The sequence below is a fragment of the Streptomyces sp. BA2 genome, from assembly GCF_009769735.1.
Classification (GTDB): domain Bacteria; phylum Actinomycetota; class Actinomycetes; order Streptomycetales; family Streptomycetaceae; genus Streptomyces.
In genome coordinates this window covers 57,283-78,851 of sequence record NZ_WSRO01000002.1, presented here as the reverse complement: position 1 = coordinate 78,851, position 21,569 = coordinate 57,283, and the positions used below count along the sequence as shown (strand labels likewise).

The 21,569-nt window shown below is 69.2% G+C and carries 20 protein-coding genes and 4 pseudogenes; 10 read left to right on the top strand and 14 right to left on the bottom strand.

Annotated features, from left to right (window positions below; genetic code table 11):
- Positions 1-58: 58 nt before the first annotated feature.
- From E5671_RS02950 to E5671_RS46885, 3 genes are all read left to right on the top strand, one after another.
- A complete protein-coding gene (locus tag E5671_RS02950) occupies positions 59-691 on the top strand; it encodes an FMN-dependent NADH-azoreductase (RefSeq protein ID WP_160502305.1) in 633 nt (210 codons plus the stop codon).
- 309 nt (positions 692-1,000) lie between these two features.
- The gene (locus tag E5671_RS02945) at positions 1,001-1,522 is read left to right on the top strand and encodes a recombinase family protein (RefSeq protein ID WP_336605647.1); all 522 of its coding nucleotides are present in this window, start codon (positions 1,001-1,003) and stop codon (positions 1,520-1,522) included.
- Positions 1,523-1,524: 2 nt separating this feature from the next.
- Entirely contained in the window at positions 1,525-1,653 is a 129-nt protein-coding gene (locus tag E5671_RS46885; protein WP_272902811.1) for a hypothetical protein, read from the top strand.
- A 100-nt stretch (positions 1,654-1,753) separates the two neighbouring features.
- Here E5671_RS46885 and E5671_RS02940 read toward each other — a convergent pair whose 3' ends face one another.
- Positions 1,754-2,470, bottom strand: a complete 717-nt coding sequence (locus tag E5671_RS02940; protein WP_160502304.1) for a TetR/AcrR family transcriptional regulator — start codon at positions 2,468-2,470, stop codon at positions 1,754-1,756.
- Between the two features lie 98 nt (positions 2,471-2,568).
- Between E5671_RS02940 and E5671_RS02935 the strand changes: the two genes are divergently transcribed.
- The 3 genes from E5671_RS02935 to E5671_RS02920 all read left to right on the top strand — a co-directional run bounded on the left by E5671_RS02935 (position 2,569) and on the right by E5671_RS02920 (position 4,809).
- Positions 2,569-3,771, top strand: coding sequence for an FAD-dependent monooxygenase (locus E5671_RS02935; RefSeq protein WP_160502303.1), 1,203 nt, complete (start codon positions 2,569-2,571; stop codon positions 3,769-3,771).
- A gap of 305 nt (positions 3,772-4,076) precedes the next feature.
- Positions 4,077-4,418, top strand: coding sequence for a hypothetical protein (locus E5671_RS02925; protein ID WP_160502302.1), 342 nt, complete (start codon positions 4,077-4,079; stop codon positions 4,416-4,418).
- Between the two features lie 166 nt (positions 4,419-4,584).
- Positions 4,585-4,809: a hypothetical protein gene (locus E5671_RS02920; protein WP_160502301.1), complete on the top strand. Its 225-nt coding sequence runs from the start codon at positions 4,585-4,587 to the stop codon at positions 4,807-4,809.
- On the opposite strand, the pseudogene E5671_RS02915 reads toward E5671_RS02920, so the two are convergent.
- The 3 genes and pseudogenes from E5671_RS02915 to E5671_RS45940 form a co-directional block, all read right to left on the bottom strand.
- A pseudogene (locus E5671_RS02915) lies at positions 4,781-5,122 on the bottom strand (DNA polymerase III subunit alpha); the annotation flags it as partial. The gene E5671_RS02920 and the pseudogene E5671_RS02915 sit on opposite strands and share 29 nt — an antisense overlap.
- A 48-nt stretch (positions 5,123-5,170) precedes the next feature.
- Entirely contained in the window at positions 5,171-5,560 is a 390-nt protein-coding gene (locus E5671_RS02910; RefSeq protein WP_160502300.1) for a VOC family protein, read from the bottom strand.
- Positions 5,561-5,828: 268 nt separating this feature from the next.
- Positions 5,829-5,994, bottom strand: a pseudogene (locus E5671_RS45940) (IS5 family transposase); the annotation flags it as partial.
- Positions 5,995-6,269: 275 nt separating this feature from the next.
- Here E5671_RS45940 and E5671_RS02905 point away from each other — a divergent pair.
- From E5671_RS02905 to E5671_RS02895, 3 genes are all read left to right on the top strand, one after another.
- Entirely contained in the window at positions 6,270-6,614 is a 345-nt protein-coding gene (locus E5671_RS02905) for a hypothetical protein (RefSeq protein ID WP_202121517.1), read from the top strand.
- A gap of 167 nt (positions 6,615-6,781) precedes the next feature.
- Positions 6,782-7,093 (top strand): hypothetical protein, encoded by a 312-nt coding sequence (locus E5671_RS02900; RefSeq protein ID WP_336605646.1) that lies wholly within the window; start codon positions 6,782-6,784, stop codon positions 7,091-7,093.
- A 310-nt stretch (positions 7,094-7,403) separates the two neighbouring features.
- The gene (locus E5671_RS02895) at positions 7,404-8,468 is read left to right on the top strand and encodes a fatty acid desaturase family protein (RefSeq protein WP_160502298.1); all 1,065 of its coding nucleotides are present in this window, start codon (positions 7,404-7,406) and stop codon (positions 8,466-8,468) included.
- A gap of 794 nt (positions 8,469-9,262) precedes the next feature.
- Here the strand turns inward: E5671_RS02895 and E5671_RS47295 are convergent.
- The 10 genes and pseudogenes from E5671_RS47295 to E5671_RS02840 form a co-directional block, all read right to left on the bottom strand.
- Positions 9,263-9,427: a DUF6300 family protein gene (locus E5671_RS47295; protein ID WP_336605645.1), complete on the bottom strand. Its 165-nt coding sequence runs from the start codon at positions 9,425-9,427 to the stop codon at positions 9,263-9,265.
- 1,106 nt (positions 9,428-10,533) lie between these two features.
- A pseudogene (locus tag E5671_RS02885) lies at positions 10,534-10,809 on the bottom strand (transposase); the annotation flags it as partial.
- 934 nt (positions 10,810-11,743) lie between these two features.
- A pseudogene (locus E5671_RS02880) lies at positions 11,744-12,491 on the bottom strand (transposase).
- 735 nt (positions 12,492-13,226) lie between these two features.
- The gene (locus E5671_RS02875) at positions 13,227-13,517 is read right to left on the bottom strand and encodes a hypothetical protein (RefSeq protein ID WP_202120994.1); all 291 of its coding nucleotides are present in this window, start codon (positions 13,515-13,517) and stop codon (positions 13,227-13,229) included.
- Between the two features lie 33 nt (positions 13,518-13,550).
- Entirely contained in the window at positions 13,551-14,900 is a 1,350-nt protein-coding gene (locus E5671_RS02870) for a TRAP transporter large permease subunit (protein WP_160502297.1), read from the bottom strand.
- Positions 14,897-16,330 (bottom strand): class II aldolase/adducin family protein, encoded by a 1,434-nt coding sequence (locus tag E5671_RS45935; RefSeq protein ID WP_237330066.1) that lies wholly within the window; start codon positions 16,328-16,330, stop codon positions 14,897-14,899. The genes E5671_RS02870 and E5671_RS45935 overlap by 4 nt, the downstream gene beginning before the upstream one ends.
- Complete coding sequence (otnK, locus tag E5671_RS02855; protein WP_160502296.1) at positions 16,327-17,643, bottom strand: 3-oxo-tetronate kinase; 1,317 nt, start codon at positions 17,641-17,643, stop codon at positions 16,327-16,329. Before otnK ends, E5671_RS45935 begins: the two co-directional genes overlap by 4 nt.
- Entirely contained in the window at positions 17,631-18,518 is an 888-nt protein-coding gene (locus tag E5671_RS02850; protein ID WP_237330065.1) for a hypothetical protein, read from the bottom strand. Before E5671_RS02850 ends, otnK begins: the two co-directional genes overlap by 13 nt.
- Positions 18,515-19,390 (bottom strand): hydroxypyruvate isomerase family protein, encoded by an 876-nt coding sequence (locus tag E5671_RS02845; protein ID WP_160502295.1) that lies wholly within the window; start codon positions 19,388-19,390, stop codon positions 18,515-18,517. The genes E5671_RS02850 and E5671_RS02845 overlap by 4 nt, the downstream gene beginning before the upstream one ends.
- An 89-nt stretch (positions 19,391-19,479) precedes the next feature.
- A complete protein-coding gene (locus E5671_RS02840; protein WP_202120993.1) occupies positions 19,480-20,487 on the bottom strand; it encodes a phosphoglycerate dehydrogenase in 1,008 nt (335 codons plus the stop codon).
- Between the two features lie 120 nt (positions 20,488-20,607).
- Here E5671_RS02840 and E5671_RS02835 point away from each other — a divergent pair, with 120 nt between their 5' ends.
- Positions 20,608-21,285 carry a GntR family transcriptional regulator gene (locus tag E5671_RS02835; RefSeq protein ID WP_237330064.1) on the top strand — a complete coding sequence of 226 codons (678 nt, stop codon included), beginning with the start codon at positions 20,608-20,610 and terminating at the stop codon, positions 21,283-21,285.
- The last annotated feature ends 284 nt before the right edge of the window (positions 21,286-21,569 follow it).

Genomic DNA, 21,569 nt, shown 5'->3' with positions numbered 1-21,569 from the left:
ACCGCGTCGAGGGACACGAACCACTGGATCGCGCGACTACCCACACCATGGAGACGTTATGAACTTGTTCCGACTCGACGCCAGTATCCTTCCCGGTACATCCGCCAGCGCCGAACTCGCCGACCTCGTGGAATCGGAGTGGACCGCAGTTCACCCGGACGTGCCGGTGGTACGCCGCCACCTGGGCACCGATCCGCTGCCCGCCGATGCCTGGGCGTACGCCCACACCGGCAATCTGACGCCCGAGCTGGACCGCACTCCCGCCCAGCGCGACGCGCTCACCCTCGCGGGGGCGCTCACCGCGGAACTCGAGGCCGCCGAGGCGGTGGTGCTGGCCGTGCCGCTGTACAACTTCGGTGTCTCCCAGCACTTCAAGACCTGGGTGGACCTGATCATCGCCGGGTCGCCCCTGGGAAGTCCGGTACTCAAGGACAAGCCAACCTTCCTGGCGACCGTGCGAGGCGGCGGCTACGCCCCCGGCACTCCGCGCGAAGGCTGGGACCACTCCACCCCCTACCTCAAGCGCATCCTCGCCGACGTGTGGCAGGCCGACCTCGTTGTCATCGAACGCGAGCTCACCCTCGCCGCGACCTCCCCCGGCATGGAACATCTGCGGGACCTCGCCGCCGAGCTGCATACCAAAGCCCTGGCCGCGGCCCGCGACGCCGGCCGTGAAACCACAGCCAAGTGACGCCGCCCGCATCGGTGCACTTTGCATCCGCCGGGCCAATGACGGTTGATCGGCAGTGCGGTCAGCAACACCCTCATGGAACAAACCGGGGTTGTGAGTGACGACTTCAAGCGCGTGGAAGCGCATGCCTGCCCGTTGTCGACCTGTGCCGCCCCCGCGGGCTCGCCCTGCCGCACCGGCAAGGGCAAGGGTGCCCCGCCAGTACCACACCGCCCGCTTCCGCCTCGTGCCCCAACTCGCCAAGGCCCTCAGCGTGCCGACCCCCGCCGTGCACAAGTCGGGTTGGTGTGGGCCGAGCTGCCGCGGCCGGTGAGCGCCGGCGCCGAACCGGTCGGGCACGTCGGCCTTGGCCATGCCCGCGCCTCGACCGCCCGGCAGTCCCTCGACGCACAGCTCGACTCACTCGCCGAGGCCGGGGTGGCGCGGGTCTTCTCGGAGAAGATCTCCACCCGTGCCACGAAATGGCCCGAGCTGGAGGCCGTCGTGAAGCTCGCCGGGGAGATCCGCTCCTCCGGCGCCGCCGTGACCCTCGTCGTCCATGAGCACAAGCAGCTCGGCCGCGGCATCGAACTCGCCATGCTCGCCGAGGAACTGAAGGCGAGCGATGTCGGGCTGGAGTTCCTCACCGGAGAGTTGAAGGGCTCGTATGACCCGTCCGGCATCGTGTTCACCGTACTCGCGGCCATGTCCGGGAGGAGCGCGAGTACATCCGCGACCGCACCCTCGAAGGCCACGAGTCCGTCCGCAGGCGCGGCAAGACCATCGGCGGCGCAGGCGTCACCGACGAGTCCATGCTGTCCATGGCCCTTCATCTACGCGACCAGGAGATGAGCTTGCGCGACATCGCCAAGCAGCTCGTCATCACCACCGGCACGAAGAAAGGCCAGCACCCCTCGCCCGCCACCGTCATGCGGATGCTGCGCGAACACGGCGAGCAGGCCGCTACGGCGGCGAGCGCGTGATCACCCCGCTACTTTGCGGCTGGTGTCTGAGCCAGGACACCGGGGCCGTCACTGTGCGGTGCTCAGCAAGGAAGCCAGACGGCTGTGATCCAAGCCGCGGTCAACGTGCGCGTTGGTCGATGAATGTGGCCAAACCGTCCAGGATCCGCTGCAGGCCGAAATCCCATGCCTGATCTTGCCCGTCGGACTGGGCGGCTGAAGCGAAGGCCGCAGTGAGCGCGGGGAATCGCTCGCCGTGAGACTGCATCAGATCGCCGAGGATGGCGCCCAGTTGGGCTTCGGGGTTGCCTGCGGGGCCTGCCGCACGGGCCTGCTGGCTGATGCCGCGTACGTGACCGACCAGCAGGACAGCCGCGTCCATTCGCTCGGCACCGCTCAAACCGGTGCCGTCCAGGGCGGACACGGCACGCTCCAGCCAGGACAGCTCTCCAGGCCCCATGATCCGCGGCCCGACGGTGGCGTCCAGTGCCCAGGAGTGCTGACGAAAGACAGTGAGCAACTGGCGGGCCCATTCCTCCAGCTGCTCACGCCAGCCACCGCGCGGAGCCTTCGCCGCCGGGTAGGGGCCGATCGCGGTGTCCACCATCAGAGCGACCAGCTCGGCTTTGCCAGGCACGTACCGGTACAGCGCCATCTTGGTCACGCCCAGTTGCGCGGCGACCCGCTGCATGGACACATCGGCCAACCCCTCCGAGTCGGCGATCTCGATCCCGGCCCGCGCGATGCGGTCCAGGTCGAGTGTCGGCCTGGGGCCTCGCGCGGGCTTGGGGTGCGGCCCCCACAGCAGCCGCACCACCTCGGCGTGCTTGCCACCCATGGCCGCCCTCCTGCCCTGCCTTGCCGAATCAACTGTGTCTAGAGTACACAGTAAATATCAGTGTCCATTGGACACAGTTTTTCGAGCGGAGGGATCCCGTGAACAGGAACGTCCTCATCTCCGGCGCGAGCATTGCCGGCCCGGCGCTGGCCTACTGGCTGGGACGCCACGGCTTCCAGCCCACCGTCGTCGAGCTGGCCCCGGCCCTGCGCCAGGGCGGTCAGGCCGTCGACTTCCGCGGTGAAACGCACCTGACCGTGCTGGAACGCATGGGCCTGCTTCCCGTACTGCGCCGCGTCCAGACCGGCGGCAGCCCGATGCGCTTCGTTGATGAACGCGGCCGCACACGTCTGGACCTGCCGGCCGAGTTCGCCGGCGGTGAGATAGAGGTGCTCCGCGGAGACCTGGCCCGAGTGCTCTACGGGCACAGCGCGCCCTACACCGAGTACGTCTTCGGCGACTCGATCGTCAGCCTCACCGAGACCTCCTCCAGCGTGCGGGCCGACTTCCGAAGCGGAATCTCGCGCGACTTCGACCTGGTCATCGGCGCGGACGGGCTGCACTCCAACGTCCGTCGGCTCACCTTCGGACCGGAGGAGGATTACGTGAGCCACCTCGGCTACTACGCCGCCACCTGGCAACTGCGCAACGACCTGGGAGCAGGAAGGGGGTCGATCGGATACAACGTGCCGGGGCGGTTGGCCTCCGTCGGAACCGACCACCGGGATCCGGCACGGGCAGGGGCATTCTTCGTCTTCGCCGCACCGGAGCTGTCGTATGACCGCCACGACCTCGAACAGCAGAAGCGTCTGATCGACAACGCGTTCTCCGGCCTCAGCTGGGAGGTGCCACACCTGCTCGACTCGCTGCACCAGGCCCCCGACCTGTACTTCGACTCGATCAGCCGGGCGGACGTGGACACCTGGTCCACAGGGCGCGTGTGCCTCGTCGGCGACGCCGCCTGCGGGGCCACCATCGGCGGCATGGGCACGGGAACCGCGGTGGTCGCCGCATACGTCCTGGCCGGCGAACTCGCGCGAGCCCAGGGCGATCACCTGGCGGCCTTCGCCCGCTACGAGAGCAGGCTCCGCAAGTATGCCGAGGGCTGCCAGGCAGGCGGCGACCGCACCGGTAAGTTCCTCGCCCCCGCCACCGCCACCGGCATACGTCTCCGCAACACCCTGCTGTCCCAGCGCCTGTTGCTTAACGGCATGCTCAAGCTGGGCGAGAAAGTCAGCAGCACCGTGGCCCTGCCCAACTACCCAGCCACCTCAGCTGGTGACTGGCACGGTCTTCACTGAGAGCCGGAACCGCCCGCATCGTCAGCCGCTCGGAGCTGCCCCATTCGCCGAGCAATCGCTGGACCGCAGCCACGATCTCCCGGCGACGCCGCGAACCCTGCCCGTCCCACTGACTGCCACCAGTCGGCCCTGCCTCCATCGCGTGCACTCCCTTCCTGCCCAAGCCGCGAGGTTTTCCGTACAAAGATCGGAATGCCCGCCGGTAGCAACGACCTGCGGACCGCTTACAGGGGCACGGCCCGCGCCGCCGCCAGCTGCTAGCGACTAACGTGGGCTACTGGCAGACGAGATGAGAGGTGCATACGGTGGCTCACACGCCGGCTGAGGGCGTCCTGGCCCGCTCATACACCTCCGATGATGGCGCGACCAGGTTCAATGTCACCGACCTGACGGTAGACCACCAACCGAACCGCAGCCTCACCTTGACCTACCGGCTCATCATCGAGCGCAAGGGTCACGCTGACGAGTGCTGGGTGTTCACACTGCCATGGAGCGACAGATCCTTTGTGGACGTGTTCACCTCGTCTGCCCCTGATCCTGAGCGTCTTCGCCAACTGGTTGAGCTGGTGCGGGGCCTTTTGGAAGAGTGGTGGGATACCAAGGGGTACAACCGCCACTTCGCGAAGATGGGGCGCCGGTGTCCCTGAGCTGCCTCTCACCGGAATCCGGCCGCCGTCACGATCTGCGGGCATCGGGCCCAGACGGCATGGGCCAATGGTGCAGCCCCCACGTCGGGGACACGCTGATGCGGAAGCTGGCTTCCAGGCGAGGTGCCTGGTCACACTCACCGCCCTATGAGGCGTCCATCAGTTCGTGATCGCCGTGCGCGGCTGCAGGGGGGTGGAGAAGCCCGATACGCACATCGTCCATCTCCGGTTCCGCGCGGACGGCCCGGCGGTGACCGGGTCGTGGACCGACAAGGAAGTCGCCGAGTCCAAGTTCAAGCGCGAGATCGGGGGCTACGGCTCCATCCCGGGCGTGGTCATCACGCTGTCGGTACAGGCAGCCGGCCACGAGGAAACAATCCTGAAGACCTGAACAACGCCCCGAACTCCTCCTGCCGCTCCGCGAGCTGGCGCAGCTCGGGCAGCTCGGCGAGCGCGGAGCGGATGTCGCACGCGCGGGTATGCGGGAAGCTCTTGGCGATCATGTCGACGGTCTGCGGGTCGATCCCGAGCGCGAGACCGGTATCCCGCAGCGCGTGCCGGGCCCTGTACGTCTCGGGCATGCCCGTGACGGCGACCCGCTCGGATCCGAACCGTTCGAAGATGCGGTCGTAGACCTCCAGGCGGCGGGCGGACTCTACATCGACGTCGATGTCCGGCAGCGACGTACGCCGCGCGCTGAGGAAGTCGAGTTTACTGAGCCTCGGAGTGTCCGTGTTGGTTCTGAACTGGAGTTACGCGTCGCGTAGACGTCCGTGACGAAGCGTTTTCGGGGGATTGAATACGCAGAACTCGTTGCCCTCCGGGTCGGCAACGACGATCCAACGAAAGCCGTGTTCGCTGAGTTGTTCAGAGAGCTTCGCAGCGCCCAGCTGTTCGAGGCGATTGACCTCGGACGTCAGGTCTGCGGTGCCGAAGTCGAGGTCAAGATGCATGCGGTTCTTGCCCTGCTTCGGTTCTGGGACGTGCTGCAGGAGAAGGGTTGGGGCAGGAGCGGGCCCGACCAGGCTCAGGTAGGGAGGTCCGTGGAAGCCGCGACGATAGTCCAGCGGGGCGAGCGCGCCGAGCCAGAAGTTCGCTTGCGCTTCAATGTCGACACAGTCCAGCGTCACAACGATCTGCATGGCGGAACGCTAGGAGGTAGGTCCGCCATGACGATCCATTTTCGGCAAGACCTAGGTGTGCTGCCAATCTTCAGGCTCAGGCACATCTGCAGCCCTGGTTCGAGGGGCACCATCGGCCCTGCTCAAGGATTTTTGCTTCAAGATCAGCGATGCGTTTGTTGGCGAAACGGAGGTTGGAGCGGGCCCCTTCGAGCCGTTCCTGGAGTTTGCGGTGTTCTCCAGTCAGCTGCTGGACTTGCCGCTTAAGAGGTCGTTTCATCCCGTTGTTTCATCCCTGAATGCGGCTTTGATGCGCTGATGCCGGATTGTGCCAGGAGATGGTGTTTTCGCCGGTGAGGCGGCGGGCCATGAGGTCGATCATCGCGAGGTGGGCCATGGCTTCGGACCGGTGCGGGTGAGTTTCGTAGGCGCGCTAGGCGGCGGTGGAGCATCCAGCTCCTTCTCCCACGCCGTGCCCGAGGCCGTGAAGGGGAACTCCGACCCGCCCTGTTCCGGCAGATTCCGCCCGCCGGCCCATCCCGCAAAGGCGTACCGACACGGCGCGCGGAGCACCCGAAAGCTCTACGCTGGCTCCCACGGCACGCCGCCGATCCGGGTTCCTGATCGGCCCTCAGCTCGTCGGCCCACAACTCATCAACCCGTTGCTCATCGGCCCAGTGGGCTCGTTCCGACTTCGCCGACACGACGCACAGGAAAGCGACACACGATGATGTACGACCAGGCACGTGCTCAGCAGCCGCCGGACAAGGTTCGGGGTTCCACCGAACGCCGCGCTCTGGGCCCGGAGTCGCTGCTTCCGGCGGACGAACGGGACCGGCTCGCCCTGCGACTCCAGGAGGCCCTCAACAACTTCGCCGACAGCCCGCTCGAGGCGCTGGAAGAGGCTGAGGGCATCTTCGATGAAGCCGCCGCCCATCTCGCGAGCTCTCTCGCGGAACGACGGCGCGCTCTCCACGACGGGTGGCAGGACCATGACGCCGAAACACAGTCGGATGAACTCCGGCATGCGATGAGGCAGTACCGAGAGATCACACAGCGGCTGCTGCGCATCTGAGCAGGGGGCGCGCTTCGTCGCTGAGCTGTCAAGCGGTCAAGTGGCCCTGTGGGAAGGGCTATCCGTCGGCATCGGTGTATCCGCGCCCCCTTGCCCGGGGCTACGCTGTGAGGCGAGGCCCCTGTCCCCGGCAGCGATGATCCATTCCGCCCGGGAGGTGCCACCCCATGATCGTCTTACTCGCCCTCCTTGTTGTTGCTCTGTTCGGCCTCGGCTTCCTCAATGCCATGTGGTGGGTGGCCGCAGCCGTGCTGATCTTCGCAGTTGTCCACTACGGCCGTGGCGGTCTGGGGGCACGGGCCGAGGCGGTAATTCCGAGTACCGCGACTATCGGGACCGCCGGGACCGGCAGGACCGCTGGGACCGCCGCTACCGGCGCCAGCGCCGGGGGAGCTGGATGCGCCAGGGCCGCCGCAACCGCGAACATCGCAGGTGATCTGAGGGCGGGTCTCGTCGTCGCCGCTCCTTACGTGATGTGAACACGGCTATGGGTACTCTGATGCAGGATGCCCTAGTCCTTGGCTGCTCTTCCTGGAGTCCCAGAAGACGTACTGGCTCCGCACTCAGTCGCGATGACGGCGCGCACAAGCAATGCGCCACGACTGTGCGGGCCCGATCTCTACGACACGTCGCCACGGCTGCGTGACAGATCACACCGCTACCGCCTGCCCCAGATCCTCGTGTGACGGTCTTGCCTGACGTCGCTCGCAGCGATCAGGCACCTGGCGGGAAAAGAGGCATCATGCCGGTCACCCTCCGCTCTTCGTCGACGCAACAACAGGCCCGCCGATGAGCACACAGACACCGCTGGGGGCGGGCACAACCGTGGACACACCGGTACGACGTGGGGGCAGTGACTACGCCCGGCTGTCGAAGGAGATCAAGCACGCCGGACTGATGCGGCGCCGTCCCTTCTACTACGGCGTGCGGATGGCCTTGGTGGCCTCAGCCTTCGCGGGGGGCTGGCTGGCCTTCGTGGCCGTCGGTGACAGCTGGTGGACGCTCGCTGTCGCCGCTTTCCTCGCTCTGGTCTTCGGACAGATCGCACTCGTCACGCACGACGTCGGCCACCGCCAGGTGTTCCGAAGGACTCCGGTGAGCGCGCTGATCGGTCGTCTCGCAGGCAACCTGGGGATCGGTATGGGGTACGGCTGGTGGCAGGACAAGCACTCGCGCCACCACGCGAACCCCAACCACGAGGAGCTCGATCCCGATGTCGCCCCCGACATTCTGGTCTGGAGTCAGGCGCAGGCCCGAGCGGCCAGCGGCCTGCCCCGCCTGATCGGGAAGGCGCAGGCCTATCTGTTCTTCCCCTTGCTGGCCTTGGAGGGCTTCAACCTGCACGTCGCGGGGGTGCGTGCCCTGGCGGACCGGTCCCTGAAGCAGCGCAGGCTCGAGGGGACGCTGCTGGCCGCGCACTTCCTGCTGTACTTCGGAGCCCTGTTCGTCATGCTCTCCCCAGGCAAGGCAATGGTGTTCGTCGTTGTGCACCAGTGCCTGTTCGGGCTCTACTTGGGCGCCATCTTCGCCCCGAACCACAAGGGCATGCCCACGTTCACCGGCAACGACCGGCCCGACTTCCTGCGCCGCCAGGTCCTCACCTCCCGCAACGTGCGCGGAAGCTGGTTCACGGACGTGGTCCTCGGAGGACTGAACTACCAGATCGAGCATCACCTGTTTCCCAGCATGCCGTCGCCGAACCTGCGCAAGGCCCAACTCCTGGTCCACCGCTACTGTGACGAGTTGGGCGTGGCCTACCTCCAGACCTCGCTCATCGCCTCCTACGGCCAGGCGCTCAAGAGCCTGCACCAGGCGAGCCGCCCCCTGCGGCAGCCGATCCATCTGACGCGTTGAGCGCCGGCGGCAAGCTCTCGCACCCGTGCTGCCAACCCGCGCGGAAGGCCTTCCTCAAGATCGGAGTCGGTTCGCCGGCGTAGGCGGCGGTGTCGAGGGATCGACCGGAGGCAACGACCCTGGCCCGTCGGCTTACGGCAACTGTGCAGCTGGATATGCATCGGCTGGCGGTCAGATCGGTCGTGGCGATAGAGGCAAGCCTTCGGTTGCCGGTAGCGGTGGACTCGGCACGTACGCCTCAACGCCGACCTGTAGTGGCGGGCTCCAAGTGCAGTTTTGATCCCGAAGCCCCGCGCGCAGACCGATCCATATCGAGAGGAGACCTCGTGCGGGTGTCCTGGGACAGCTACTGGTCCACCGGGGAAGCCGCGTTCAGCAACGCGACCTGACGCCGCCCTGGTATGGATCGGCGTCACCCACGCGGTCATCGACCGCCGCTGGCCCGTCGTTCGGTGGATGGCCTTCGCCCGGCAATCCCGGTTCGCAGAGCGTGGCGGGGCCGCCCTAGTCGACCAGGCCGCCCACATCACCATCCTCCCGTTGCCGCATTCGTGATGACCGCTCTGTAGCCGGCTCCGCCGTCTTCTACAAAGGCCCCCACCCATCGGTGCGGGCCTTCGTCATGCCGTCATCCCGACAGGCCCAGTACGGTCACACCTCTTGCATCTATAGGGCCGTCAGACGGCGTTCAGGGATGGTTGGGCGGGGCGTCTTGCAAGTACCAGCCGTGGACAGCCATACACTCCTTCGCCCACTCCATCAGCAGATGTGCGCCCTCCTGGACGCGGCTTTCGTCAATGGCCGCCTCCGTCGGCGAACCATTGGACGAACATGCCGGCCGCCGGGCGGTCGGCGTCGCCGGTGTCGCAGATCGGGCACAACTCCAGGTGGATTGGCCGTCCTTGTTCGTCGTTCTGCGGCGCTACGCCGCTCAGGATGAGGTCGCCTCGGGTGAACACTGCGGCAGTCGGTCGGCGAACTTGAGCGGTTCCATGGCCGGCCCCCTTGCTCTGGACGTGGCACCCCACCCAAGACCTGCTGACCTGCGCCGTCAACCCCTTCGACGGGCGGCAGGAAACCGGTGGGCTTCCGCCCCAGGCATCGGTTGCGGCAATCTCCCCACGAGCCCGGTCACCGTCGCGCCCTGTGGCAAGTTCCCCGAAATCGGGGAAGGCTCGACCATCGACTTCAGTGGTTGCCGCTGACTGACCGCCCAGGTGGGAGTGGCCCCAACACCGTGCCGGGGCGTCATGACCCCACCACGCCGAGATCGTTGTCAGGGGGCGGGTGTGTGCAGGCGAAAGCGCCGCACTCCGATCGGGCGCACTCCCGAAAGGGCCCTGAACTGTAGCCAGGCTGGGCGGCTGGAGCGGGTGGTGTCGGCGAATCCCTCCTGATGGTGTTCTGGAGACATCCACTCGGACAGGTTGACTACCCGCCGACCGTCCGTGCTGACGTGGAAGTTGGCCGAGATGCCCCACGGGTGGTCCGGCTCCGGGTCCGCCGCCAGTGCCTGGGTGACGGCGTCGAGCATGTCCTGGGCCGCCTCTGCGTCGTCGACGTCGATCTCGGCGAACGCGATGACACCGGGCACCCGCCTCTCGTCGTCCGCGATCACGCTCAGGCGGCGGTAGAACGTCCTCGCCCTCGCGTCGGCCGGGATGGCGTCCTTATCTGCCCACTGCTCGTAACTGAGGAGAGCGTCATGGTCGGTGCCCACAAAGAGACTGCGGGACAGCAGCGCATCGGGCCACGGCTCCTGCCCCCACGTCTCGAGCAGGTCGGCGGCCTTCGCGCTCTGTTCTTCCTTTCCCTGCGCTGCCCACTCATGGATCCGGACCAGAGCGGAGTCGGGACGTCGGATGTCGGGGTGGTCACCGGCTGTCATACGGGATGTCTTCCTGGTCATTTGCAGCTCCTCGGTCGGTGACGGATGGGCCGCCGCCCGCACGGGGCGAACACCGCTGAGCCAGCCTCTTACCTCAACGTGACTTGACAAGCACCTTGTGTCGCCCCGGCCCGTGCTGGGGCCACTGCGGTATTCCGCTGCGCAGGACGTGTCGGGTGGCAACGGCAGCCCGGCCAGCACCGTCCGTAATCGTTCAACGTCGATCCGGCCATGGTTGAGGGCTCCGTACAACGCTCCGTGCCCTCGCCGATGTTCAGGCACCAGCGTCAGATCCACCGGCGAGACCACCGGTCCTTCGACACACAGCACCGCGTCAGCCAGTTCGACCAGCTCGTCCCGCCGGGCGGTCAGACACGCGTAGAACTCGCCGCGGAAACGTGAGGCGTCCGCCAACGCCTCCGCCCGGGCAGCGTCAGCCAGCAGACTCACCATCACGGCCTTCGTCGCAGTCACGTGCATCCTGGTCGGAGCACAAGATCAGACGGAGCCTTCCTCCATCACCGCTGAACTGCGCGGCATTCACGAAACTGCGGCCAGAACCAAAACCGCGGATCCCCATCACTCCCCTGCTACCAATGCCATCTGGGTGCCCCTCCCCGTGAATGGTGCTGCGACAACGGCGATGCTACGCAGCTGCTCTCCAGCGACGACGGGAGGCCCAACTCCCAATGTGGTCAGCGCGGCACACAGCGGCGCAGCGGTTCAGCGCGGCCGAGGACGATTGCGCTGGTGCAGGGCCACACGGAGTGGCCGACATCGGATGTGCAGCGTGCGCATATCTCCCCTCGGACCCGCAGGTGGTCGCGCAGCCGCCGCCGCAGCCCTCGTCGCTGGTGCCGCAGCCTGTACAGGTCCGCTTCTGTCCGAACGTGGGCGACATGCGGAACGGCAGGGGTGTGCCGGGGATGCACACGCGGCAGGGGTCCTTGCCGCGGACGATCGCGTCGTACTCGGGCTCGTGGCGGATACGCCGGGCAAGGAGCCGGCCGGGCGCCCACCCTTCGCCTGGCCCGGAAGGCGCGGCAGTCGGCAGTGCGGTGGTACCGGTGGCCGCCCTGGGAGTGGACGACGGAGTCGCTCCCGCCCGGCCCCGTCGCGGTCTTTGCGTCGTTGTTCATGCCCACTCAATCCCCAGCTCGGCCAGGGAGGTGTCCAGGGTCGGTCTTTTGATCAGTAGTTGGTGGTCTGGCCTGCACTGATCAGTTTGTGGTGCTTCGGTGGGCGGGGGATTGCAGTGTGCCAGTAGCTGCAGTGAATGTGGGCGCTGTGCCGGATCATCGGCCTGGCCTGTGGCTTTGTCAGTTAGCTGGTGGGCGATCAGGTCGTGTCATCTGTGCTGCGCAAGGCTCAGGTTCACTGAGCTTCTTCAGCGTTGCAGCTCCAGTGTGAGGACGGCCTTGGCGATTGACGCCATGCGGTTGGGACTGCATCGGGACCTGCGGAAGATCCGCCAGGACTTCAGGCGGGCGACACCGCGTTCGACGGGTGCCCGTGTGGCGGCCAGGGCACGGTTGCGGGTCTTCTCAGTCGGGGTCAGTTCCTGCAGGGGCCTGCGTTTGATGCCCGAGGTCAGCCACGGACCGGCGCCCTGGTAGGCGAGATCGGCCACGATGGGAAGGCCCTGGCGCTCGCATGCGGATGATCCGGTGGGTGCGGGCGGCGGTCAGGTCGTGAGTGCGGCCCGGCAGGGCGGGCGAGAGCCACAGCAGCCGGCCGCCGGGATCGGTGACGACCTGCACGTTCACGCCGTGGCGCCGGTGCTTGTGGGAGTAGTCGGCCCGGCCGTCACCGACCCGGTCGCACTCGGCAAGGGTTCCGTCGAGCAGGACGAAGTCGGGGTCATGCTCGCGCAGCGTCCTCAGCTGACCCGGCGCACGCGCGGCGAGCAGGTCGACGACCGCGCTGATGTAGGCATGGGCGGTGGACTCGCTGATCCCGAACCCGGCGGCGATCTTCGCCAAAGTGGTGTGCTCGCGCAGGTATACCAGTGCCACCATCGCGCGCTGGGACGGACGGAGCTTGCAGCGCCGGTCGCCCTCATGGGTGACGATCAGCATGGTGACCCACTCCACGAGTGCGTGCGGCAGGTCGAGTGCGGCAGGATGGACGACCAACGAGGCCCCCGAGCAACGTAATTGAGACGTCAGACATCTCGATCAACAGCCCGGGGTCTCGCTCGTTTCGCTTCACGGACCGTCACCCGATCGGTGGCCAACTCGAAGAAGCTCACTGTTGTCCGGTCGACGGGTTGGGCACCCGGCTCTACCCCTGCGGTATCGCCACGTCTACTGCCGTAGACAATTCGACGTGGCCTCCTGATTCAGACAGACGAGACCCAACCAGAAGTTCCCCGCTCTCGAGAGAGAGCGGGTGCGCACCGCGAACCAGCCCAAATCCACCGGGTTAGAGCTGGCGAGCTGTCAAGAGGCGTAACGTAACCGGTTTCTCGCGTATACCTTCCCGTCTCGCTCACCGCGCCCGGCCCATCCGGTAGTTCTGGGCCGTCGCGACTTTGTCGCGGTTACTTCCACCCTTCCCGGCGATCCCCGGGGCAGGCTCCCTCCAGCTTCGTCCCGCCGCTACGACGGCGGAACGATGGGCGGTCTTTCACCCCCATCCGGTACATCAGCGCTTCGTGGCGCACCGTCGGTCAGCTCGAAGAACGCATCCGCCCGCGCAGTCAGACACCCGTAGAAGGCCGTCCGGAAGCGGGACAGTTCCGCGAGCGCCTCCCGCCGGTCGGCCCCGTACGCAGTGGCAGAGTTCAGCATCGCGAGGAAGGCCACCCCGCACCCTGCAATCACTCCAAAGAGTGATGATCCGGCCGGGGTGGAGGATAAGGAACAAGCTCAGTCCCAGACACTTTTGCCGTCATTCTCGGCTGGTCCGCTCCCGTGGCGCCGCGGGGCATCGCCGGTGCTGCGGTCCCGTACGTACAGGAGAAGGAACGAGCAGATGCCCGCGGCCCCCGCCATCATGCACACCACCTCGGTGACTTCCGTGCCGAACAGCTCCATGAGGTGCCGGTCGCCGGCAAAGAGGGCCACGACTTGGCCGATCACCACAAGGAGTCCGCCGAGCAGGAAGGCGATGAGCAGGACGCGGGTCGCGCCCAGGAGGAAGGCACGGATGTACTGCATGAGGCTCTCCGTTCTCTGTGCGGCTCATCGGGTTCAGCCCGGGATCCACAGCACGCCCACCGCCATCAGGACACCGAACACATAGGTCGGCAGCAGGTAGTAAAGGGCGACGGGCACGAAGATGTGGGCGGGGTTGATGTCGGCGATGCCGGCGGCCACGTACAGCGGCGCGGCGCCCGGCGGCGAACACCCCTCCGAGGAGGCCCATACGATGACCGACGCGAAGGCGACGTGCGCGGGGATGCCCGCGGCGGTGAGTGCGGCGAACGCGACGGGACCGACGGCCGACAGGGTGGAGGTGGTGTTGAGGGGGCCCGCGACAATAACGAGGACCAGGCCCACCACGAGCGCCGCCGCCAGCGATGGCACGCCCTGGAGGTCCTCCAGGTAGGGCGCGAGCTCTTCGCCGAGGCCGAGCCGGGCGAGGACCTCCGAGGCCGCGAACGCCGACACCATCGTCACGCCCACAAGACCCAGCTTCGGGCCGATCTCGCCCAGGGTCCGCCACCAGTCGGGCCCGCCGTGCGGCAGTGCCCGCCGCTCCACCAGGAGCCCGGCGATCAGCATGACCACCGGCAGCCACACGAGCAGGGGCACCGCGTCCGCGGCGTCGAGTCCGCCGAGCCGGCCACTGGCCCAGTCGCTGGCCGGACCCGTCGTCAGCAGCACCGGCACGGCGACGGCGGCAAGGACCAGGAGCGAGGTCCAGCCCGTGCCGAAGGAGTCCCGCAACGGCCTGATGTCCGTCGCCGCCATGGTGCCCACTCCGCGCCACCGCACGATCGCGTACGCGATGACGAGCCGCATCGCGACCATCCACGCGCCGGTGACGAACAGGGTGGCCACGACATCGCGTGAGGAGAGCACCGGGACCACGGTCGGTGCCGCGAGCAGCACGAAGAACGCGCCGCTGAACGGAAAGGTGGCGCCCACCCCCGCGTTGCCGGACAGCACGAGCGCGGCCGTCTCGCCACTGGCGCGGGACCGCTTCATCCACGGAATGGCCAGGGAGCCGACGGTGGCGACGATGGCCGCGCCGTTGTGCGCGACGGCGCCGAACAGGCCGGAGGCGACCGTCGCCGCGTACGCGGAACCGCCCTTGCGGCGGCCGAGCAGCGAGCTGAGGATGTCGATCATCCGGTGCACCAGGCCGGTACGCGTGAGCAGTTCGCTGACGAAGACGAACGCGAGCGCCGCGAACGTGATCTCCGACTTCAGCCCCTCCATGAGGCTCTCCCCGGCCACGCGCGGCGCGTTCGTGCCGCCGAACGCCGCGCTCGCGAGGAACCCGAGCACCATGGCCTCGCCGATGTTCCGCCTGAACGCCACGTTCCATACGACGATGACGCCGATGAACGCCCCCAGGGCGAGGATGGCGTTCACCGGCGTGGGTCTTCGAGGCCGCACGCGCGGTACGCCGCACGCGCGGGGGCGGCGGTCAGGTGCCGCAGAAGGGCCGCGGCCCCGGCACTGCTCAGGGCATGCGCGCCCAGCGCCACAGAAAGCTCGGTGTAGTGCTGGACCTCCTCGGGGAAGGGGCCCGCAATCCGGGCGCCCGGAACGAAGCGCAGTTCGCTCAGCTGCTGTACGGCCAGGTCGGCGCGCCCGTCCGTCACCGCGAGCGCGGTGAAGCCCTTCTCGACCACCGTGCTACGGGAGTTGACCTCGTCCGCGATGCCGAGCCGCTCCAGGAGGGCGGCGAACGCGACACCGCTCGCGCCCGTCCGCGAGTACGCGACCGAGCGCGCGGACGTCAGTGCCCGTACGAGCGCGTCGGTACTGGAGAGATCCACGGCGGGCGCACCAGGCGGCACGGCCACCCCGATGCCCACCCGCGCGAGCGGCCGCAGCGAGGACGCCGCGAGCTGTCCGGAGGCTGCCAGCTGTTCGAGGGCGCCCGTCACGCCGACCATGACGTCGGGGCGCGCGCCGGAGGCCAGGTGGCGCAGCAGTACGTTCGTGGGTTCGTAGACGCCTTCGACATCGAGGCCGCTCGTGCTGGTGAAGGCCTCCAGAACGACATCGTCGAGCGCCTTCTTGATGGCGAGGGCACTGAACAGGGCCACCGGGCGTGGTGGTTGCGGGGTGAGGTCCGCGCGCTGCGCCTCGGTCAGCCGGGCGTGGTCCGTGCCGCGGAGCAGCAGGAAGATCCGCGCCGTCTGCTCCAGTTCCTCGACGGCCTCGAGGGCCGCGTCCAGGCCGGGGGCCGCTACGACCGGGCCGTGGTGGCGCAGCAGCAACGCCGCATGGGTGCGGGCCTTGTCCGCGGCCAGTTCGGCGAGCCGTACGTTTCCGGGCGCGGCGTAGGGGAGCAGCGGCAGCCGGCCGACACGCAGGGCGAAGTAGGCGGTGAGCGCGGGCAGCGCGTCGTCCGGGTCCAGGCCCTCGAGACAGGACAGGGCGGCGGCGTGCGGGGAATGCGTGTGCACGACGGCCCGTGCGTCGGGGCGCGCGCGCAGCACGGCCGCGTGCAGGAAGGCCTCCTTCGACGGCGGTGGCCCGTGCAGGTGGGTGCCCGCGGCGTCGATGACGGACAGGTCCTGTGCCTCTATGGCTGCCGGATCGGCGCCGGTCGGGGTGATGAGGATGGTGCCGTCGCCGGTACGCAGCGACACGTTGCCGGTGCGGCCGTGCACGAGCCCGCGGGCGGCCAGCGCGCGGGCGGTGGCGATGACGGCGGCGCGTGCGGCCGGGTGGGACAGGGATGCGGGGGTTGGCGCGTGTTCCGCGGGGGCAGGGGCGGTCGGCGGAGCGGCGGGCGCGGATATGGGGCCGGTGGGGGCGGTGGTGGAGTGGGGAGGCGTGGCGTTCATGAGCGGGCTCCTTCGGTGCGTCCGTAGGGGTGGAGCACGGGGGGCGGGGCAGGTGCCGATGCGGTGGCGAGGAAGTCGGGGCCGCCGAAGTTTCCCGACTTGAGCAGCAGCACGATGCCGGGGCCGGAGGTGGGGCGGATCCACGGGACGCCGGGCGCGGCGGCCCGGCCGACCCAGCCACCGGTGACCCTGAGTGCGGCGATCACCGCTCCCGACGTCTCGCCGCCGGCCGCGATCAGACGCCGTACGCCCCGCGTCACGAGTCCGGCGGCGATGCGTCCGGTGGCCTCTTCAAGGACGGTGGCGGCTCGTTCGGCGCCCAACTCCCGTTGAGTGGCGCGCAGTTCCTCGGGCGGGGCGGAGGAGTGGAAGACCGGTGCTCCGCGGGGCATGCCGGGCGCCAGCGCGTCGTACCAGTCCAGGGCGTTATCGGCGAGCGCGGCCGGGTCGGGGGTGGCGACAGGGTCGAGCCGGTGCACGGGCCGGCCCAGGGCGCGCAAGGCAGCGAGTTGCTCCAGGGTGCGTGCCGAGCAGCTGCCGCACAGGACGGCGGCGGGCCAGGCCGACATCGGCTCGTCCTCGTCCTCGTCGTAGGCGTCGGGGGCCTGGCCCCGCGCGGTGCGGGCGAGCCCGCCGGCCAGTCCGGCGGCCCCGGCGACCAGGGGGGCTCCGGCGGCGGCACGGCCGAGGGTGCGCAGGTCGTTCTCGTCGAGGGCGTCGGCCAGCAGGTAGCGGACACCGCGGGCCGCCGCGTCGACCATCGTCGTGCGGACGGCCTCGGCGCCCGCATGTACGGTTTGCCACCGCACAAGCCCGACCGGCCGGTTCGTCTGTGCCCGCAGCAGCCGGGGCAGCGACGAGTCGGTCATCGGCGTCACCGGGTGGTGCCGCATCGGTGATTCGGCCAACGGCTGGCCGTGCACGAAGAGGTGGCCCTCGTACTGGGTGCGGCCGTGCCGCGGCGAGCTGGGCGTCAAGAGCACGGCGGGCGCGTCCAGGGCGTCGGCCAGCGCGTCCAGGACCGGTCCGATGTTGCCGTCCGCGGTGGAGTCGAAGGTGGAACAGAACTTGAAGTAGACCTGCCGCACGCCGTGCCCGCGCAGCCGGCGCAGCGCCTCCAGCGAATCCGCGACGGCCCGCGCCGGGGTGGCCATCCGGCTCTTGAGTGCGATGACCACGGCCTCGTGCCCGCCGGGCGGCTCCAGGCCTTCGGCCGGCAGCCCGAAGTACAGGACGGTCCGTAGGCCGCTCTCCCGCAGGGCCAGCGCCACATCGCTCGCCCCCGTCACATCGTCCGCGATCACTCCGAGCACGCCGCACCTCCCTCGCCCGCCGTAGGGATGTCTCCCACTGCGGCCCGCAGGGCGCGGGCCGCGGTCCGCGGGCCCGCGTGCACGGGCAGCCCGAGAGCGGCGGAAAGCTCATCGGCGCGGGGCGCAAGCGAGTACTGGGCCAGGAGAATGGCGTCCGCCCCTGCCGGGTCCGGGCGGTCCCCCGGCGCGATCACCCGGCCGACGGCCTCGGTGGGGGAGTGGGCGGCCCGCGCCGCGGCGCGAAAGCGCTCCAGGCAATCGTCCAACGCCGCGGTGAACGTGGCGAGGACGAGCACGCGGCGGTGCCCGCCCGCCAGGGCCGCGGCGAAGGCGGCGGAATCCGCCGCCAGGACCGGGACACCCACATCCGCACGAGCCGCCACCGGCCCGTAGAGCGAACACGTCAGCAGCACCCCCCGGGCGCCGCCCTCGACGGCGTGCGTGATCAGCCGCCGCATCCGGTCGGCGAGGGCCGGGGTGAGCCCGCCCTGCGCGGCGGCGTCGGTGAGCAGGGCGTCGTCGAGCAGATTCCAGGGCTCCGCCTCGGGAAAGGCATCGGCGAGCCCGTCCACGGCGGGCCCGATCGCCGCCGGTGTGGCGCTGATCAGCGCGATGCGGGGGCGGGTGGAAGGGGCGTCGTTGCGGGGTGCAGCCGGGCGGGGGCCGGGTGCGGCGGTGCCGCCGCGAGCGGCGGCTGCACGGAGGCGAACTGAGGGGGCTTCGCTGTGTGCGGAGGTCATGTCGGACTGGGCGGAGGGGGTTTCGTTGTGCGCGCAGGTCGTGCCGGGCTGGGCGTAGGGGGTTTGGCTGTGTGCGGAAGCGACGCCGGGCCGAGTGTGAGCGGCGGGCGGGCGCGGGGGAGTGGGGGTGTTCATGCCCGCACCTCCGTGACCCAGCCGAGCCCGGCCGCCGTGCCGTCGGCGGGCCGGTACTCGCAGCCGACCCAGCCCGCGTACCCGGCCTCGTGCACGGCGTCCAAGACGCGCGGCCAGCGGACCTCGCCGGTGCCCGGCTCGGTGCGGTCGGGCGGGTCGGCGATCTGCAGGTGCAGGGCGTACGGCAGATAGGTGTGCACGGTCCGCACGAGATCTCCCTCGGTGACCTGGGCGTGGTAGAGGTCGAGCAGCAGCCCCGCCCGGTCGTGGCCCACCGCTTCCACGACCGCCGCCGCCTGGGCCTGGGTGCGCAGGAAGTACCCGGGCGCGTCACGCTCGTTCTGCGCCTCGATGACGATCCGCACGCCGGTGCCGTGCGCCCGGTCGGCGGCCCAGGCGAGGTGGGTGATGTACGTGGCGAAGGCGCGCTCGGCACTCACGTCCGGCGGCACGACCCCCGCCAGGACGTGCAGGAGCCCTGCGCCGAGATCGGCCGCGTACATCAGAGCGCGCTCGATCCCGGCGCGGAAGTCCGCGGTCCGCCCCGGATGGCAGGCGAGCCCCGCCCGCTCCGGTGAACCGGGCTCCCCGGCAGGCGAGTTGATGAGAACCTGCCGCAGCCCCGCGTCCCGCAGCAGCCCGCGCAGCCGCACCGGAGAATACGCATAGGGCGCCGCGTACTCGACGCCGGCGAAGCCCGCCTCGGCCGCCGCCTCGAAGCGCCGCTCGAAGGGCAGCTCCGTGAAGAGCCACTTGAGGTTGGCGGCCAGGGGCGGACCGCCCGGCACCCGAAGGGCGCCTGCGGGCACTGCGGACGACACACTGCCCGCAGGCGCCACCGGCTGTGCTTCCGGGTACGCGGCCAAGGGCATGCGCGCTGAAAGCGCCCCCCGCTGCGTACCCGCGCCCGCGGCCGGCAGGGCCCCCTTGCCGCGACTGCCCGGCCGCCCGACGGCCCCCATCACCGCACCTCGGCGCGGGCGGCCGCGCAGTCAGGATTGACGAGATGCGCGGGCGGCCGTCCGGATAGGACGTCGATCACCTGCCGAGCCGCCAAGAGGCTGGACCGAGACCGGGCCTGCACCGTGGCGCCCGCGATGTGACCGGTGACCAGCACATTGCCGAACGCCCGCAGCCGGGAGTCCGGCGGCAGTGGCTCCCGCTCTGTCACATCCAGTGCGGCGCCGGCGAGCAGGCCCCCGGCGAGCGCGTCGGCGAGGGCCTCCTCGTCGACGATGCCGCCGCGCGCGGTGTTGATCAGATACGCGCCGGGCCGCATCCGGCGCAGCGCGGCACCGTCGATCAAGTGCCGGGTCGAGGCGTCGAGTGCGAGGTGCAACGTCACGAAGTCGGCCTCGGCCAGCACCTCGTGCAGCGGCAGGGCGACAACCCCGCTCTCCTTGAGGAAGGCGGCATCCAGCTGCGGGTCGTGTCCCACGACCCGCATGCCGAGCGCCGTACCGAGGCGTGCGACGGCCCGCCCGATCGAGCCGAGCCCGACCACCCCGAGCGTGGCCCCCGCCAGCTCCCGTCCGCTGGGCTGGGACCAGCCCCCTGCTCGCACGTCGGCGACGCTCTGCGGAATGCCCCGAGCGCAGCTCACCATCAGTCCGAGGACATGTTCGGCGACCGACTGCCGGTTGGCGCCGGGCGTGTGGGTGACGGCGATGCCGTGCCGGGTGGCGGCGGCCACGTCCACGTTGTCGTAACCGGCGCCGCACCGGGCCACGACCCGCAGCCCGGTGGACGCCCGGAGCGCCTCGGCGGTGAACGCGTCGGTGCCCGCGACGATGCCCGAGGCTTTTGCGTGGGCGACGGCCGTCGGCATCGACCGTTCCGCGGCGCGCCGGTCCACCGGCCGCGCGAAGACGGTACGGAAACCGGCTTCCCGCAACAGGCGGTCGACCTCGCCCTCTGGTTCCAGATACGCCGTGGTCACGAGCACCACTGGCGGGCCGCTGACATGCATCGGGTCCCCTTCGAGTTGTCGCTATACTATAGCGCTAAGCAAAATAGTATAGGATTTGGCTGTGATCAAAAGTGAGGAGCGGCTGCGCTAGGGTCGGGCACTGAAGGAGGCATGATGGCTATGACGCGTCCGCCCGCCCGGCAACCCCTGGCCGACAAGATGTATGAGGTACTCCTCGGCCAGTTCATGGACGGTCTGTGGTCACCGGGGCAGTCCGTGAACATCGGAGCCCTGTCCCGGGAGCTGAATGTCAGCCAGACCCCGCTTCGCGAGGCCCTCGCACGCCTGGAGCACACCGGTCTGGTGCGCAGGGAAGCACTCAAGGGGTATCGCGTCGCACCGCTCTTCACCGAGCGCGAACTGATCAAACTGATGGACGCGCGGCTCGTCCTGGAACCGGCGATGGTCCACGAGGCGGCCCGGCGCACCACACCGGAGTTTCTGGACGAGCTCAAGGAGAGCATCCAGGAGCTGAAACGGTGTGCGACGGCGCCCCCTGCGGCCTCGGTGCGTCCGTACTGGGCCGCCGACGAGCGCTTCCATCTACGCATCGCCGCCCAGTGCGACAACCCGTTCCTGGAGACTGCCTACCGTTCCCTCGGCGGCCATGTCCAGCGTTTCCGTCTCTTCACCGAACTCGGCGCCTCCGAGGCCGAGTCCCCGGCGCGCGAACACTCCGCAGTACTCGACATGATGGCCGCGGGAGACGCGGAGGGCGCGTCGAAGAGGATGCGGCAGCACATCGAAAATGCCAAGGCGCGGGCTCTTACCGACCGCCGGGCGGTACGGGAGAGCTGACCCCGGCCGGACGTCCTCGGCTTCGCTCACAAGCTGTCGGACTGGCTCGAGGAGCACCCAGCGGTGAGAACGCGCCCTCGCGAGTAAGGACCTGACAGCCTGTCGGGGGTGGCCCTATTGCCCTTCGTCAAGGCCGGGCTGGTCATGTTGTGGCTGTTTCGGGGTTGCAGGGCGGCCAACCGACGGAATTCGCTGACCTGGTGAAACGCGGTCGCCGCCGAGTAGGTATCCCGCGCACCATCGTGATCGCGGCTGCGCGGCATGGTACGGAACTCGCCGCACCT

Coding starts and splice junctions, on each gene's coding strand:
- E5671_RS02845 (WP_160502295.1), bottom strand. CDS start 19,390: ATGCCCTTGGCCGCGTACCCGGAAGCACAGCCGGTGGCGCCTGCGGGC.
- E5671_RS02910 (WP_160502300.1), bottom strand. CDS start 5,560: ATGCAGATCGTTGTGACGCTGGACTGTGTCGACATTGAAGCGCAAGCG.
- E5671_RS02835 (WP_237330064.1), top strand. CDS start 20,608: ATGACGCGTCCGCCCGCCCGGCAACCCCTGGCCGACAAGATGTATGAG.
- E5671_RS02875 (WP_202120994.1), bottom strand. CDS start 13,517: ATGCAGTACATCCGTGCCTTCCTCCTGGGCGCGACCCGCGTCCTGCTC.
- E5671_RS02850 (WP_237330065.1), bottom strand. CDS start 18,518: ATGAACACCCCCACTCCCCCGCGCCCGCCCGCCGCTCACACTCGGCCC.
- E5671_RS02950 (WP_160502305.1), top strand. CDS start 59: ATGAACTTGTTCCGACTCGACGCCAGTATCCTTCCCGGTACATCCGCC.
- E5671_RS02895 (WP_160502298.1), top strand. CDS start 7,404: ATGAGCACACAGACACCGCTGGGGGCGGGCACAACCGTGGACACACCG.
- E5671_RS45935 (WP_237330066.1), bottom strand. CDS start 16,330: ATGAACGCCACGCCTCCCCACTCCACCACCGCCCCCACCGGCCCCATA.
- E5671_RS02840 (WP_202120993.1), bottom strand. CDS start 20,487: ATGCATGTCAGCGGCCCGCCAGTGGTGCTCGTGACCACGGCGTATCTG.
- E5671_RS02940 (WP_160502304.1), bottom strand. CDS start 2,470: ATGGGTGGCAAGCACGCCGAGGTGGTGCGGCTGCTGTGGGGGCCGCAC.
- E5671_RS02905 (WP_202121517.1), top strand. CDS start 6,270: ATGTACGACCAGGCACGTGCTCAGCAGCCGCCGGACAAGGTTCGGGGT.
- E5671_RS02900 (WP_336605646.1), top strand. CDS start 6,782: ATGATCGTCTTACTCGCCCTCCTTGTTGTTGCTCTGTTCGGCCTCGGC.